Here is a 14,562-nt window from a genome sequence, read left to right on the forward strand (position 1 = left end):
CTACTCTGCGCCGATGGCGCGGTTGATGAGCAACTGACACAACCGTTCCGGCAGCAGCGTTTCACCACGCGGGTCGAGCACCATCCGGCACCATGCGTCCGCCATCGGTGGCGAAGCGAATTCCAGCATTTGCGTCGCTGCGAGCAGATTAAACAATTGTCCCGTCAGCCAGCGGCCTTGCGCTTCTTCCGGCGCGCGCAGGCGTTGCAGAAACTGACGGGCGGCGCGATCAAATACCCGGTTCTGGCCGCGCGCCTGATGCAGTACCTGTTGCAGGAGCTCTCCGCTGGCTGGCAGCTTCCTGAGTGTACGCAGTACATCGAGACACATAATGTTGCCCGAGCCCTCCCAGATGCTGTTGACGGGCATTTCACGGTACAAGCGCGGCAGCTCGCTGTCTTCGCAATAACCCATCCCGCCCAGTACTTCCATCGCCTCCGCCACAAACGGCATGCCCTGACGGCAAACTTCGAACTTGGCAGCAGGCGTCAGCAACCGGTACAGCAGTTGCTCCGTGAGACTCTCCTGCGCACCGGACGCCGCCGCCAAACGCATCAGTAGCATCGTCTGCCCTTCCAGCAGCAGCGCCATACGGCTCAGGGTCTGACGCATCAACGGTTGTTCGATCAGCGGCTTGCCGAAGACCTGACGCTGAAACGCGTGATACAGCGCCACAGAGAGCGCCCGGCGCATCATCGCGTGGCTGCCCAGCGCGCAGTCAAAGCGCGTATGACCGCCCATCTTCAGAATATGGCGGATACCCTCACCCTCTTCACCCAGCAGCCAGCCGATGGCGTTCTGGAACTCCACTTCGCTGCTGGCGTTAGAACGGTTGCCCAACTTATCCTTGAGCCGTTCGATGCGGACAGCGTTACGTTCGCCGTCTGGCAATACGCGCGGCAGGAAAAAGCAAGAAAGGCCGCCGTCGGCCTGCGCCAGCACCAGATGCGCATCACTTTGCGGCACCGAGAAAAACCATTTATGCCCGACCAGATGATAGGGTTTGCCGCTGCCGCGCCCTTCCTGCGCGGTCGCCCGCGTGGTGTTGCTCAGCACATCCGAACCGCCCTGCTTCTCCGTCATACCCATGCCAATCAGCACGCCTTTTTTCTGATCGCCGGACTGTAAATGCGAGTCGTAGCGGGCGGACATCAGCGGTTTCAGCCAGCCACTGAACTCTGCGGGCAGATATTTTTGCAGCAACGGGATTGCGCCGAAGGTCATGGTCACCGGACACAACGTCCCGGCTTCTACCTGCGCGTGAAGAATAAACCTTGCGGCGCGCGCAACTGCCGAACCGATACGGGCATCTTCCTGCCACGGTAGATTATGTACGCGGTTGGCGATCAGCCCCTGCATCAGCAAATGCCACGCCGGGTGAAAACGCACGTCGTCGAGGCGTTCTCCGGCAGTGTCATAACGCAGAAGATCGGGCGGATTGGCATTGGCCAGCCGGCCAAGTTCCATCGATTCGGCTGAGCCCAACTGCTGCCCCAGGGAGGCCAGCACGTCAGCATCCCATCCGGCCTGCTGCCGTGATATGGCTTCCCGCAGCGGGGTATCGGAGAGAAATAAATTACTGTTACTCAGAGGTTTGGGTTGATTGAAAACCCGGTGTGTTTCCCAGTTCATCGCCTGCTCCCTTTTAAAAGGACATGGCATCAGTATGGTAAAAATGGGGGAATTAACAGGCGGACAGATCACAAAGACTGGAATGCAAACGGGAGCCCTGAGGCTCCCGTTTTAAGCAAGTGTGAGGAAAACTCAAATCAGCTCTTCTTCAGACCACGCTGGCGTACGGCTTCGAACAGGCAAACGCCGGTCGCGACGGAGACGTTCAGTGACGACACGCTGCCAGCCATCGGAATGCTGATCAGCTCGTCGCAGTGTTCACGGGTCAGACGGCGCATACCTTCGCCTTCCGCGCCCATCACCAGCGCCATCGGTCCGGTCATTTTGCTCTGATAAAGATTGTGATCGGCCTCGCCCGCCGTGCCGACGATCCAGACGTTGTGCTCCTGCAACACACGTAATGTGCGGGCCAGATTGGTCACGTTGATCAACGGCACGTTTTCCGCCGCGCCGCTGGCGACTTTTTTCGCCGTTGCGTTCAGTTTGGCCGAGCGATCACGCGGAACAATCACCGCATGTACACCGGCCGCATCGGCAGTACGCAAACATGCACCTAGGTTATGCGGGTCAGTCACGCCATCCAGCACCAGCAGGAACGGGGACTCAAGGCTTTCCAGCAGCGCAGGCAAATCGTTTTCCTGATACTGGCGGCCTTCGCGCACGCGGGCAATGATCCCCTGATGCACGGCACCTTCGGATTTCTCATCCAGCCACTGGCGATTAGCCACCTGGATCACAATACCGCTGGCTTCCAGCTCGTCGATCAACGGCTTCAGACGTTTGTCGTCACGGCCTTTGAGAATAAAGACTTCCAGAAAGCGCTGCGGATCGTTGTCGAGTAAGGCTTTAACGGAATGAATACCGTAGATTATTTCGCTCATGATGCTCTTTAAAATAGACTTGCGGACAGCATGCTGTCCGCAATATAACGAAGGATTGCGGGCAATTCTATCATAGAAGAATCGCCCGTCAGGCTCAGCTTTCTACTGACTTTTTCTTAGCGCGTTTAGATCGGGTCGCCGCAGCGATTTTCGCCGTTTTATCAGAAGGCTTTTTGGCTTTCTTCGGCTTACCGTCTTTGCCCACTGCGCTCACCGCTTTTTCTTTCTTCGGCTTTGCAGGCTTCGCGTCGTCTTTGCGGAATGCGCTGTCCGGCTCGAAGTTAGCGCCTTTTTTGCCTGTCCGGCGTCGACCTGCGTTAGCAGGTGCGGTGGAGCGCATAGTGCGCTCGCCGCCTTTCTTCTCGCGATCGCGCGCTGTTTTACCTTCACCGCGCGCTTTGCGGGTGCTGGAAACCAGAGCGAAGTCGATTTTACGCTCATCCATGTGAACGGCTTCAACGCGAATTTCCACTGTATCACCCAGGCGGTAAACCGCACCGGATGATTCGCCTACCAGACGCTGACCGATGTTGTCATAACGGTAGTAATCGTTGTCCAGCGAAGACACGTGCACCAGACCATCGATAAACAGATCGTTGAGACGCACGAAGAAACCGAAACCGGTTACGCTGGCGATGGTGCCGGTAAAGACTTCACCGACGTGATCCTGCATAAAGTCGCATTTCAGCCAGTCAGCCACGTTGCGGGTAGCTTCGTCCGCACGGCGTTCGGCCATCGAACAATGCTCGCCCAGTTGCAACATGTCTTCATAATCACTGTGCCAGCCGCCGGTCGGCGTCCAGCGATCTTTCAGAGTACCGTGCTCTTTCGCCAGCAGGTACTTGATCGCACGGTGCAGCGCCAGGTCCGGATAGCGGCGAATCGGCGATGTGAAGTGCCCGTAGGACGGCAGCGCCAGACCGAAGTGACCGCGGTTTTCCGGGTCGTAAATCGCCTGTTTCATCGAACGCAACAACATGGTTTGCAGCATTTCACGGTCAGGACGCCCCGCCAGTTCATCCATAATCTGAGCGTAATCTTTCGGATCAGGTTTCAGACCACCGCCCATCACCAGACCTAACTCACCCAGCACGCTTCGCAGCGCCGAGATATGGTCATCGCTTGGACGGTCATGCACACGGAACAACGCAGGTTCGTTATGTTTTTCAACAAAACGCGCAGCCGCGATGTTCGCGAGGATCATGCACTCTTCGATCAGTTTGTGCGCGTCATTACGAACGGTCGGTTCGACACGTTCGATACGGCGTTCAGCGTTGAAGATGAACTTCGCTTCTTCCGTTTCGAAGGCGATACCGCCACGCTCTGCACGTGCCTGATCAAGCATTTTGTACATGGTGTGCAGTTCTTGCAGATGCTTAACCAGCGGCGAATATTGCTCACGCAGCTCTTCGTCGCCATCAATGATGCGCCAGACTTTGTTGTAGGTCAGTCGTGCGTGGGAACTCATCACCGCTTCGTAGAATTTGGAACTGGTCAGCTTGCCCTGTGCGGAAATAGTCATCTCGCAGACCATACACAGACGGTCAACCTGCGGATTCAGGGAGCACAGGCCGTTGGACAGCACTTCCGGCAGCATCGGAACAACCTGCGACGGGAAGTACACAGAGGTGGCGCGGCTGCGCGCTTCGTCGTCCAGCGCGGTGCCATGACGCACGTAATAGCTCACGTCGGCGATAGCCACCCAAAGGCGCCATCCTCCACCGCGTTTTTTCTCACAGTACACGGCGTCATCGAAGTCACGCGCGTCTTCACCATCAATGGTGACCAGCGGCAAACTGCGTAAATCGACGCGGCCTTTTTTCGCTTCTTCCGGCACCTGTTCGCTCAGGTCTTCGACCTGTTTCAGCACCTGTGGCGGCCAGACGTGCGGGATTTCATGGGTGCGCAGTGCAATATCCACCGCCATGCTGGTGCCCATTTTATCGCCCAGCACTTCGACAATTTTACCGACCGCTTTGGTACGGCGGGTCGGACGCTGAGTCAGCTCGACCACTACCATATAGCCCATGCGCGCACCATTAATGGCATCGGCTGGGATCAGGATATCGAAGCTCAGACGGCTGTCGTCGGGCACCACAAAACCTGCACCGGCGTCAGTAAAGTACCGGCCTACGATCTGGCTCATCTTCGGCACCAGAACACGCACGATACGCGCTTCACGACGGCCTTTACGATCGGTTCCGACCGGCTGTGCTAATACCACGTCGCCGTGGATACACATTTTCATTTGTTCAGCAGAAAGGTAAACGTCATCTTTCTTCACGCCTTCGAGGCGCAGGAAACCGTAACCATCACGATGACCGATGACTGTACCTTTCAGTAGATCCAGACGTTCCGGCAGCGCGTAACACTGGCGGCGTGTGAAAACCAGCTGACCATCACGTTCCATCGCGCGCAGACGGCGACGCAGGGCTTCCAGCGATTCTTCGCCGGACAGGTTCAGTTCGTTACCGATCTCTTCACGGCTGGCAGGTGTTTCACGTTTCGCGAGGTGTTCGAGAATAAATTCACGACTAGGAATAGGTGATTCGTATTTTTCTGCTTCTCGTTCCAGGAATGGATCTTTTGACATAGCGGTTCCTCCGTTGCCATCAGCAGTTTGTTGAAGGTCTTTCATTCAACAAGCAATAATTTGTAGAGCGGAGAGTTATCTTTGACCATATCAGCCAGAGTGTACTGATTCAGCTCATCAAGAAAATGTTCTACAGCAGTGTGCAGGACGTGTTTTAGCCGGCATGCGGGCGTGATATGACAAAAATCACTGTCACAGTTGACCAGTGAAAGCGGCTCTAGTTCGCGAACCACATCGCCAATGCGGATTGTCTGTGCCGGTTTACCCAGCTTTATGCCCCCGTTCTTTCCGCGAACGGCGGTCACCAGACCTGCACGACTCAACTGATTTATGATTTTCACCATGTGGTTACGCGACACACCGTAAACCTCGGTGACCTGCGAAATGTTGGTCATCTGATCGTCAGGCAACGACGCCATATAAATCAACGCTCTCAAACCATAATCAGTGAAACTCGTTAACTGCACACATACCTCTGGGTAGTTTTACCCGTTCTTTCCACATCAATGAAGACAAAGGGAAAAATTGATTTTTTTAAGAAAGCACAATGATGATAAACCAGCCGGCAAGTTTGCGGCTAATCATTTAAATAGTGGATGCTTTATGGGAAGTAAACAAGCGCAGACAGGCAGAAAAAAATAAACCGGGCAAATATGCCCGGTTATGACGTTTTTACACAATCAGCTCAGGCTGTTATGCGTCAAACGGATCACGCAGAATCATGGTTTCACTACGGTCAGGGCCTGTCGAGATGATATCTACCGGTACTTCGGTCAGCTCTTCGATGCGCTTGAGGTAGTTCAGGGCTGCCTGCGGCAGTTTATCGACCTGTTTCACACCAAAGGTGGTTTCGGTCCAGCCCGGCATGATTTCGTAGATTGGCTCGATACCTTCCCAGCCTTCTGCCGCCAGCGGAGTGGTGGTCATTTCGCGGCCATCAGGCATGCGATAACCAATACACAGCTTCACTTCTTTCAGACCGTCCAGCACGTCCAGTTTGGTCAGACAAAAACCAGACAGGGAGTTGATCTGTACGGAACGACGTACAGCCACGATGTCCAGCCAGCCGCAACGACGGCTACGACCGGTAGTCGCGCCAAACTCGTTACCTTGCTTACGCAGGAACTCGCCAGTTTCGTCGAACAGTTCGGTTGGGAACGGACCTGCACCCACGCGGGTGGAATAGGCTTTTACGATACCCAGCACATAATCGACGTAACGTGGACCAATACCAGAACCGGTAGCGACGCCGCCTGCGGTGGTGTTGGAAGAGGTCACGTACGGATAAGTACCATGGTCGATGTCCAGAAGCGTGCCCTGCGCGCCTTCAAACATGATCAGATCGCCACGCTTACGCGCGCCATCCAGCAGCTCAGACACATCAACAACCATTGCAGTCAGGATGTCGGCGATAGCCATGACATCATCTAACGTTTTCTGGAAATCAACGGCTTCTACTTTGTAGTAGTTGACCAGCTGGAAGTTATGATAATCGATGATTTCTTTCAGCTTGATAGCGAAAGTTTCTTTGTTGAAGAGATCGCCAACACGCAGACCGCGACGGGCAACTTTATCTTCATAAGCCGGGCCGATACCGCGACCGGTAGTGCCGATGGCTTTATCGCCACGCGCTTTTTCACGCGCCATGTCTAAGGCGACATGGTAAGGAAGAATCAGCGGGCAGGCTTCAGAGAGTAACAGACGTTCGCGTACAGGGATGCCACGAGCTTCAAGTTCTCCCATCTCTTTCATTAAGGCGTCAGGCGCCAGAACAACACCGTTACCGATGATGCTGGTGACATTTTCACGCAGAATGCCAGAAGGAATTAAATGAAGAACGGTTTTTTCACCGTTGATAACCAGAGTGTGACCGGCGTTGTGACCGCCCTGATAGCGCACAACATATTTAGCCCGTTCAGTAAGCAGGTCTACGACCTTGCCTTTCCCTTCATCACCCCATTGAGTGCCGAGTACGACGACGTTCTTACCCATCTCAAGAATCACCAGGTTGCTTAAAAAAGGATTCTAACATCTCATTCTGTGCTTTCCAGTACTTTTAGCATACGTTTGCGGGAAAAATTTCAATTGCGTGCTACCGGTCTCGGGCAGACGTGACACGAGGTATGTAACAAATACTCAACCACCGAGACGCGTACGCAACATGTAGTAAATTACGAAGCCTGCAACCACAAGTGCCCCGCCAAAACGGCGTAAAACCGCGTCCGGAAGATTTGCTAAAGCCAGGATCATTTTTCTCCATGATTTTGGATAAAGCATCGGCCCCAGGCCTTCAAGAACCAAAACTAATGCCAGCGCCAGCAAAATTGTCGAATTCATGTTCAGAGTGTCTCTGTGCTTCCCTTGAGAAAAAACAGAAGGGTTTTAGAAAAGACAAAAGGCCCCTCAGGGCCTTTTGGAAATTACAGAAGCAATTATTTATTTTTTTCAGGTGACTTCATGAAGCGGAAGAAATCGCTGTCAGGGCTTAATACCATGACGTCGTTACCGCTCTTGAAGCTGGCTTCGTAAGCACGCAGGCTACGAATGAATGCGTAGAAGTCGGGATCCTGGCTGAAAGCATCAGCAAACAGTTTCGCCGCTTCGGCATCGCCTTCACCGCGGGTGATTCGTGCAGTACGTTCTGCTTCAGCCACAGTACGGGTTCTTTCGTAATCCGCTGCAGCCTGAATCTTGGTCGCTTCTTCTTTACCCTGAGAGATGTGACGCAATGCAACTGCATTACGCTCAGCGCGCATACGATCGTAAATCGCGCTGGACACTTCTTCCGGCAAGTTGATTTGTTTCAGACGCACATCGACCACTTCGATACCCAGCGCCGCCATACTGTTCGGGTTCACCGCAGGCTGTTTGCCTTTAGTTTCCTGCTCAACACGTTTGGCTGCAGAGGCAATCGCATCATCCGCTTCGGTGGTGGCTTCTGGCTCATCACCTACGCTACCGGTATTCAGCGCATCACGCACATCCAGCGTCAGACGACCACGTGAATCGGTCACGATGTCTTTGACATCCAGACGACCAATTTCAGAACGCAGACGGTCACTGAATTTACGTTTAAGCAGAATCTCTGCCTGAGAGACGTCACCGCCGCCCGTAGCCAGATAGTAGCGGCTGAAATCGCTGATACGCCATTTCAGGTAAGAATCGACGATTAAGTCTTTCTTCTCGCTGGTGACGAAACGGTCAGCCTGGTTGTCCATGGTCTGAATACGTGCGTCGAGCATTTTAATCGATTCCACGAAAGGAACTTTAAAATGCAGGCCCGGCGCATACACCAGAGGTTTGTTATCGCTGTCGCGCAGAACTTTGCCGAAACGCAGCACGATACCGCGCTGACCTTCCTGAACTACAAACAGTGAGGCATAAAGCGCCACCAGCACCACAACGACGATAAGTAATAATGACTTACGCATTGTTATTCTCTCCCTACGCGAAGTGTATCGTCACGTTGTGCATTCACACGACGCTGATCCATGACACTGCCAGACGAACGGGAACTGCTGCTATCGGCACTGCTTTTGCCATTATTGCCAGTTAAACCCGGAACGGAAGGCAACAAACCTGTTTCATCACTCTTGGTATCGCTGGCTGCAGCATTGTTGCCACGCAGCATTTGATCCAGAGGTAACACCATCAGGTTGTTCCCTTTGTCACTCACCAGAACTTTACGGGTGTGACTGAGAACTTTTTCCATTGTCTCGATATACAGACGCTCGCGGGTAATTTCCGGTGCGGCTTTATATTCCGGCAACAGTTTGGAGAAGCGGGCAACTTCACCCTGCGCTTCCAGCACGGTACGATCTTTGTAAGCTTTGGCGTCTTCAAGCAGGCGTTGTGCTTCACCGTTTGCCAGAGGCTGGATCTGGTTTGCGTACGCTTCTGCTTCACGAATCGACTGTTGTTCCCTTTCACGGGCAGCGATCGCGTTATCGAAGGAGGCTTTTACTTCTTCAGGCGGGCGCGCCGTCTGGAAGTTGACGTCCTGAATAGTGATACCCATTTTGTATGGACGAATCGTTTCTTCCAGTACACGTTGGGTATCGCTACGCACGGTAGTACGGCCTTCAGTCAGGATTTTATCCATCGTGTATTTGCCGATAACACCACGTAATGCGCTGTCAGTCGCCTGACTCAGGCTGTCGTCAGGGTTGGCGACGCTGAACAAATAGGCCTCCGGATCGGTCACGCGGTACTGTACGTTCATCTCAACGCGCACCACGTTCTCATCAGAGGTCAACATCACACCGGATGCGGCCAGTTCACGTACCGATTCTACGTTCACTGCGCGCACCTGATCGATGAAGGTCGGTTTCCAGTTCAGGCCCGGCTCAACCAGATGGCTGAACTTACCAAAACGGGTGACCACGCCACGTTCGGCTTCTTTAATGGTATAGAAACCCGTCGCAGCCCAGATAACCACCACTGCGGCGACCGCGATGCCAGCCATCCGGCTGCCACTCATTCCGTGACCGGAACCTGATGGCGCACCGTTATTGTTATTGTTGCCTGAACCTTTTCCACCGAAACCGCCCAGCTTTTTGCTGAGTTTACGGAAGATATCATCCAGGTCAGGTGGCCCCTGATTGCGGCCGCCTTTGTTGTCATTATTTCCACCAGAATTTCCACCAGAGTTGCCGCTATTATTATTGCTGCTGCCCCAGGGGTCGCGGTCCTGTCCGTTATTACCGGGCTGATTCCACGCCATGTTATAGCTCCATTATTCTATGATTGGTGTTCTTCAGGACAAATCAGACAGACTCTGGTTGCGGACATAGCTGGCCAGTTCCTGCTCTTGTTTGCAGAGGCGGTGCCAGTCAATGATGGGCATTCGCACCATCAGACCAATACTACCATCCTCTTCAATCCATTCTTTTTCTATCGCCTGAAGCTGGTAAAAACGGCTACGAAGGCGGCCTGCTTCCGGCGGCAAACACAATTCATGCTGCGCGATTTCGCCAGAGAGTCGCTCCGTTAATGCCTGAAAGAGCAACGGAATACCTTCACCAGTCACGGCTGAAAGCCAGACCCTGATCGGTAAATTCTCCTCGTTGCGATCGATACGCGGAACAAAATCATCCAGCATATCTATTTTGTTCATCACTAACAGCGCAGGTATTTCATCTGCTTCGATCTCTGCCAGCACCGTATTTACCGCGTCGATATTTTCTTCAACCCGGATGTCCGCTGCATCAATAACATGTAATAACAGAGATGCCTGTTGGGTTTCCTGCAATGTTGCTTTAAAAGCGGCAACTAAATCATGGGGCAGGTGACGAATAAACCCTACGGTGTCCGCCAAAACCGTCTCCCCGACATCCGCAACCATAATGCGTCGCAGCGTAGGATCCAGCGTAGCAAACAACTGATTGGCCACGTAAACATCGGCCTGAGTGATACGGTTAAAGAGTGTGGATTTTCCGGCGTTGGTATAACCGACCAAAGACACCGTTGGAATATCCGCACGGACGCGCGAACGACGACCTGTTTCACGCTGCTTAGCCACTTTTTCAAGACGGCTGAGGATCAGGGTAATTCTGTCGCGCAGTAAGCGACGGTCAGTTTCGAGCTGGGTTTCACCCGGCCCACGTGCACCGATGCCGCCACCCTGACGCTCAAGGTGTGTCCAGCCGCGAACCAGTCGGGTAGCGATGTGGCGTAACTGCGCCAATTCTACTTGTAGCTTACCTTCGTGTGTTCGTGCCCGCTGGGCAAAGATATCTAAAATTAATCCGGTGCGATCGACAACGCGACATTCGCATAATGCTTCCAGGTTTCGTTCCTGAGCAGGAGAAAGCGAGTGATCAAATAGGATGACAGAAGCGCCCGTTGCTTTGACTGCGTCTGCAATTTCCTGGGCTTTCCCTTCGCCGACAAAGTATTTAGGGTGCGGTGCCTTGCGGCTCCCGGTGACGACTTGCAGCGCCTCTACACCGGCAGAAGAAACCAGCGATTCGAATTCGCTCAGGTCTTCCGTGTCTTTGTCTCTCGAGAAATAAATATGAACCAGAACGGCCTGTTCGCCGCCTTCATAACGGTCAAACAAGCTTGCGACCTCTCATTTGGATAAAATTCGACAGCCGGGGGTACATAAGCAGAGTGGAAATACTTATGAACCCCTTCGTGGTTGACCAACGTTGCGCTTTATTCAGCGTCATCGTTTTCCTGCTGCGGCTGTTGCTGCGCAGACGGAGTACTGCCTTGATGATAGTTGTTGGTGCTGCCCGTACCTGGATTATTGCTATGATGTGACACCGGGCGGGACGGCACTACGGTGGAGATAGCGTGTTTATACACCATCTGGCTAACCGTATTTTTTAACAGAATGACAAACTGGTCAAAAGACTCAATTTGGCCTTGCAGCTTAATACCATTCACCAAGTAAATAGAAACCGGAACACGTTCGCGACGCAATGCGTTCAGGAACGGATCTTGCAAAGATTGCCCCTTAGCCATTCTATCTTTTCCTTATTAGTTTGTTGTTTGTAACTTTGAGCCTATCGGCTCGAAAATAAATCACATAAAAAGTTCGCGCGTTGAGTACTTATCAATTGTACACAATCACCCAACCTATGCACTAACAACCTGAATTACACGGCTTAAGGCGTCGTCCGGCTTCTGTGAATCCAGCCATTCAACCTCCTCCCATCCCCGCAACCAGGTCATCTGGCGTTTGGCCAGCTGTCGTGTCGCGCAAACACCACGATAAACCATTTCATCGTAATCGAATTCACCAGTTAAATATGACCACATCTGGCGGTAGCCGACACAGCGAATGGAAGGCAAATCCGTATGCAAATCGCCCCGAGCTAACAGCGTTCTGACTTCGTCTTCAAAACCATTGGACAACATCTGACTAAAACGTTCCTCAATCCGCTGATGTATTACTTCACGGCGGGTAGGTGCTATCGCAAACTGGTGTACGCGGTAAGGCAACGTTTCACCCGAAATTTTAGTCAGTTCCGTTAAAGTTTTACCTGAAATATAAAAAACTTCCAGTGCTCTGGACAGTCTCTGCGGATCATTCGGATGAATTCGCATCGCGGCGACCGGATCAATCTCGCGCAATTGATCATGTAACGCGTTCCAGCCCTGCTCTGCCGCCTGTTTTTCTATACGCTCACGCACTGTGGCATCAGCCTGAGGCAAAGGTGACAATCCTTCAAGCAACGCCTTGAAATAAAGCATAGTCCCACCCACCAATAACGGGATCTTATTGCGTGAGGTAATTTCTGCCATTTCACGTAATGCGTCAGCACGGAAATCCGCCGCCGAGTAAGCCTGGGTCGGATCAAGGATATCAATCAGACGATGCGGGGCTTGCGCAAGCTCCTGCGCGGTGGGCTTGGCGGTACCGATATCCATCCCGCGATAGATGAGTGCAGAGTCCACACTGATCAGTTCAACGGGGAGATGCTTCATCAGCGATATCGCCAGCGCAGTTTTACCGGATGCGGTCGGTCCCATAATAAAGATAGCCGGGGGAACAGAATGTTTTTCAGAATCAATCATGCTTAAAAGCCGCCAGCGCGGGCTGTAAATCAAGAGGTTGCAGAAGTCCGGACGGAGGCGATTTCACCAACTGAGGGCATAGACGCTCAACATCCGTGAGTAATTGTATAGCCTGGGAAATTGTCCAGACCTCGTGCTCGCAGCCACAATGGCGGGCAAACCACATGGCTACCGCATCAGAAGTCACCTCCTGCTGAACAGCAAGGTAATCTAACAGGTCAGGTATCAACTTTTGTAAATTTTGTTGGCGTAATGGTAAAGGTACTGCGCGTACCGTCACACGCTGTGACTCGCTGAGCATTTCTAAACCAAAATGCTGTAATAACTGCTGATTTTTCGCCAGCACAGCGATCTCATCTTTAGTAATAGTCAGCTTCAGCGGGATGAGTAACGGCTGCGGACGCAGACCTTCTTCTGGCGGCGTCAGCTGAGCCCATTTAAGCCAGCGATCCGCGACCGGTAACGACAGCATCATTAGCTGTTTGCCCCGTTCGAGCAATGCATATTCTGCAGCGCAGACTGTCAGCACGCGTCCGAAACTCTGACTGTGCGACTCAAGCGCCGGTTCAGCGAGTGTACGGGTTGGTGATACGACAGGCTTAGCGGCCTGTGCCACGGCAGGCGCGGGTTCCTGCAGAGAAAATGTTTCGGAAGAAGGCTGCAACAAACGCTGATAGGCTTTACCTTCAGAGCGATTGTAAACGGGTTCATTGCTATGCGTCGCGGATTCACGCGGATGGCTGGCCCTTGACGTTGCCGGGAATACGTTTTCACGCTCAGCCGGTTTATCACGCTGAGAATGTGTTGATTTTTCTGCGGGTTGCGAAAAATGATTGCCGCCCGCTGCCGGACGATTTTCCGGTTGCCAGCGCGGCGTTTCTTCTGCCTGCGGTTCCACCAGAACCGGATTTCCCGCCTGCTGCAACACCGACATTACGGCCTGATAGATAAAATCGTGTACCAGCCGCGACTGATGGAAGCGCACTTCGTGTTTCGCCGGATGCACGTTGACGTCCACCTGATGCGGATCGACATCCAGATACAGCACGTATGCCGGTTGCTGATCGTCTTTGAGCTGATCCTGGTACGCCTGGCGGATCGCATGATTAATCAGGCGATCTTTCATCATTCGGTTGTTCACATAACAATATTGCATGTCGGTCAGGCTGCGTGATCCGGCCGGATCGGCGACCCAGCCACGGATCCCCAAATCGCCGTGTGTCCATTCCACTTCAAGCGCGTGCTCGACAAACGTCGGGCTACAAATACTCGCCAGACGGCGGGAGGACTGGGAGGGATCTTTCACCGCGCGGTACTGACGTATCAGCTTGCCGTTGTGACTCAGATTAACGGAGACGTCGAAACGCGCCAGTGCAATGCGGCGGACAACTTCATCAATGTGGGTAAATTCAGTTTTCTCAGTGCGCATGAATTTGCGACGGGCAGGCGTGTTGTAAAACAGATCCAGCACTTCGACAGTGGAACCCTGCGGATGCGCAGCCGGTTTCACCGTGACGGCCATATCGCGCCCTTCGGCATAAGCCTGCCAGGCTTCACTTTGATCTGCTGTACGCGAAGTCAACATCAGGCGCGATACCGAACTGATACTCGCCAACGCTTCGCCGCGAAACCCGAGGCTCAGAATCGCTTCCAGATCGTCCAGACAGGTGATTTTGCTGGTGGCGTGACGCGCCAGCGCCAGTGCTAAATCGCCTTTACCTATTCCGCAGCCATTATCACGTATGCGGATGAGCTTGGCACCGCCGCGATCGATATCAATATCAATGCGCGTTGCGCCTGCATCGAGGCTGTTTTCCACCAGCTCTTTCACCACGGAGGCCGGCCTTTCGACAACTTCACCCGCGGCAATCTGGTTAGCCAGTTGCGGGGGCAGTACCTTGATCGGCATAGCGGCTCCTGTGGAAAACG

General features: G+C 53.2%; 12 protein-coding genes. All 12 read right to left on the reverse strand.

Annotation, left to right across the window (positions count from 1 at the left end):
• Positions 1–1,632, reverse strand: a complete 1,632-nt coding sequence (locus GE278_18985) for an isovaleryl-CoA dehydrogenase (protein ID QLK62713.1) — start codon at positions 1,630–1,632, stop codon at positions 1–3.
• 137 nt (positions 1,633–1,769) lie between these two features.
• A complete protein-coding gene (gene rlmB, locus GE278_18990; GenBank protein ID QLK62714.1) occupies positions 1,770–2,513 on the reverse strand; it encodes a 23S rRNA (guanosine(2251)-2'-O)-methyltransferase RlmB in 744 nt (247 codons plus the stop codon).
• Between the two features lie 94 nt (positions 2,514–2,607).
• A complete protein-coding gene (locus GE278_18995; GenBank protein ID QLK62715.1) occupies positions 2,608–5,106 on the reverse strand; it encodes a ribonuclease R in 2,499 nt (832 codons plus the stop codon).
• A gap of 41 nt (positions 5,107–5,147) precedes the next feature.
• Entirely contained in the window at positions 5,148–5,573 is a 426-nt protein-coding gene (gene nsrR, locus GE278_19000) for a nitric oxide-sensing transcriptional repressor NsrR (protein ID QLK62716.1), read from the reverse strand.
• A 226-nt stretch (positions 5,574–5,799) separates the two neighbouring features.
• Entirely contained in the window at positions 5,800–7,098 is a 1,299-nt protein-coding gene (locus GE278_19005; protein ID QLK62717.1) for an adenylosuccinate synthase, read from the reverse strand.
• 144 nt (positions 7,099–7,242) lie between these two features.
• Positions 7,243–7,443, reverse strand: a complete 201-nt coding sequence (locus GE278_19010) for a DUF2065 family protein (protein ID QLK62718.1) — start codon at positions 7,441–7,443, stop codon at positions 7,243–7,245.
• Positions 7,444–7,538: 95 nt separating this feature from the next.
• On the reverse strand, positions 7,539–8,537 hold the full coding sequence (gene hflC, locus GE278_19015) for a protease modulator HflC (protein ID QLK62719.1): 999 nt from the start codon (positions 8,535–8,537) through the stop codon (positions 7,539–7,541).
• Between the two features lie 2 nt (positions 8,538–8,539).
• Positions 8,540–9,829 (reverse strand): FtsH protease activity modulator HflK, encoded by a 1,290-nt coding sequence (hflK, locus tag GE278_19020; GenBank protein ID QLK62720.1) that lies wholly within the window; start codon positions 9,827–9,829, stop codon positions 8,540–8,542.
• 33 nt (positions 9,830–9,862) lie between these two features.
• Positions 9,863–11,167 (reverse strand): GTPase HflX, encoded by a 1,305-nt coding sequence (hflX, locus tag GE278_19025; protein QLK62721.1) that lies wholly within the window; start codon positions 11,165–11,167, stop codon positions 9,863–9,865.
• Between the two features lie 98 nt (positions 11,168–11,265).
• A complete protein-coding gene (hfq, locus tag GE278_19030) occupies positions 11,266–11,577 on the reverse strand; it encodes an RNA chaperone Hfq (protein ID QLK62722.1) in 312 nt (103 codons plus the stop codon).
• Positions 11,578–11,691: 114 nt separating this feature from the next.
• Positions 11,692–12,633 carry a tRNA (adenosine(37)-N6)-dimethylallyltransferase MiaA gene (gene miaA, locus GE278_19035; GenBank protein QLK62723.1) on the reverse strand — a complete coding sequence of 314 codons (942 nt, stop codon included), beginning with the start codon at positions 12,631–12,633 and terminating at the stop codon, positions 11,692–11,694.
• Positions 12,626–14,542: a DNA mismatch repair endonuclease MutL gene (gene mutL / locus GE278_19040; protein QLK62724.1), complete on the reverse strand. Its 1,917-nt coding sequence runs from the start codon at positions 14,540–14,542 to the stop codon at positions 12,626–12,628. Before mutL ends, miaA begins: the two co-directional genes overlap by 8 nt.
• Positions 14,543–14,562 lie beyond the last annotated feature (20 nt).

Source organism: Enterobacteriaceae bacterium Kacie_13 (assembly GCA_013457415.1).
Lineage (GTDB): Bacteria > Pseudomonadota > Gammaproteobacteria > Enterobacterales > Enterobacteriaceae > Rahnella.

Excerpts from the sequence above, each read along its gene's own strand:
- mutL (QLK62724.1), bottom strand. The coding sequence starts at position 14,542 with ATGCCGATCAAGGTACTGCCCCCGCAACTGGCTAACCAGATTGCCGCG.
- hfq (QLK62722.1), bottom strand. The coding sequence starts at position 11,577 with ATGGCTAAGGGGCAATCTTTGCAAGATCCGTTCCTGAACGCATTGCGT.
- GE278_18995 (QLK62715.1), bottom strand. The coding sequence starts at position 5,106 with ATGTCAAAAGATCCATTCCTGGAACGAGAAGCAGAAAAATACGAATCA.
- hflK (QLK62720.1), bottom strand. The coding sequence starts at position 9,829 with ATGGCGTGGAATCAGCCCGGTAATAACGGACAGGACCGCGACCCCTGG.
- miaA (QLK62723.1), bottom strand. The coding sequence starts at position 12,633 with ATGATTGATTCTGAAAAACATTCTGTTCCCCCGGCTATCTTTATTATG.
- rlmB (QLK62714.1), bottom strand. The coding sequence starts at position 2,513 with ATGAGCGAAATAATCTACGGTATTCATTCCGTTAAAGCCTTACTCGAC.
- hflC (QLK62719.1), bottom strand. The coding sequence starts at position 8,537 with ATGCGTAAGTCATTATTACTTATCGTCGTTGTGGTGCTGGTGGCGCTT.
- GE278_18985 (QLK62713.1), bottom strand. The coding sequence starts at position 1,632 with ATGAACTGGGAAACACACCGGGTTTTCAATCAACCCAAACCTCTGAGT.
- GE278_19005 (QLK62717.1), bottom strand. The coding sequence starts at position 7,098 with ATGGGTAAGAACGTCGTCGTACTCGGCACTCAATGGGGTGATGAAGGG.
- GE278_19010 (QLK62718.1), bottom strand. The coding sequence starts at position 7,443 with ATGAATTCGACAATTTTGCTGGCGCTGGCATTAGTTTTGGTTCTTGAA.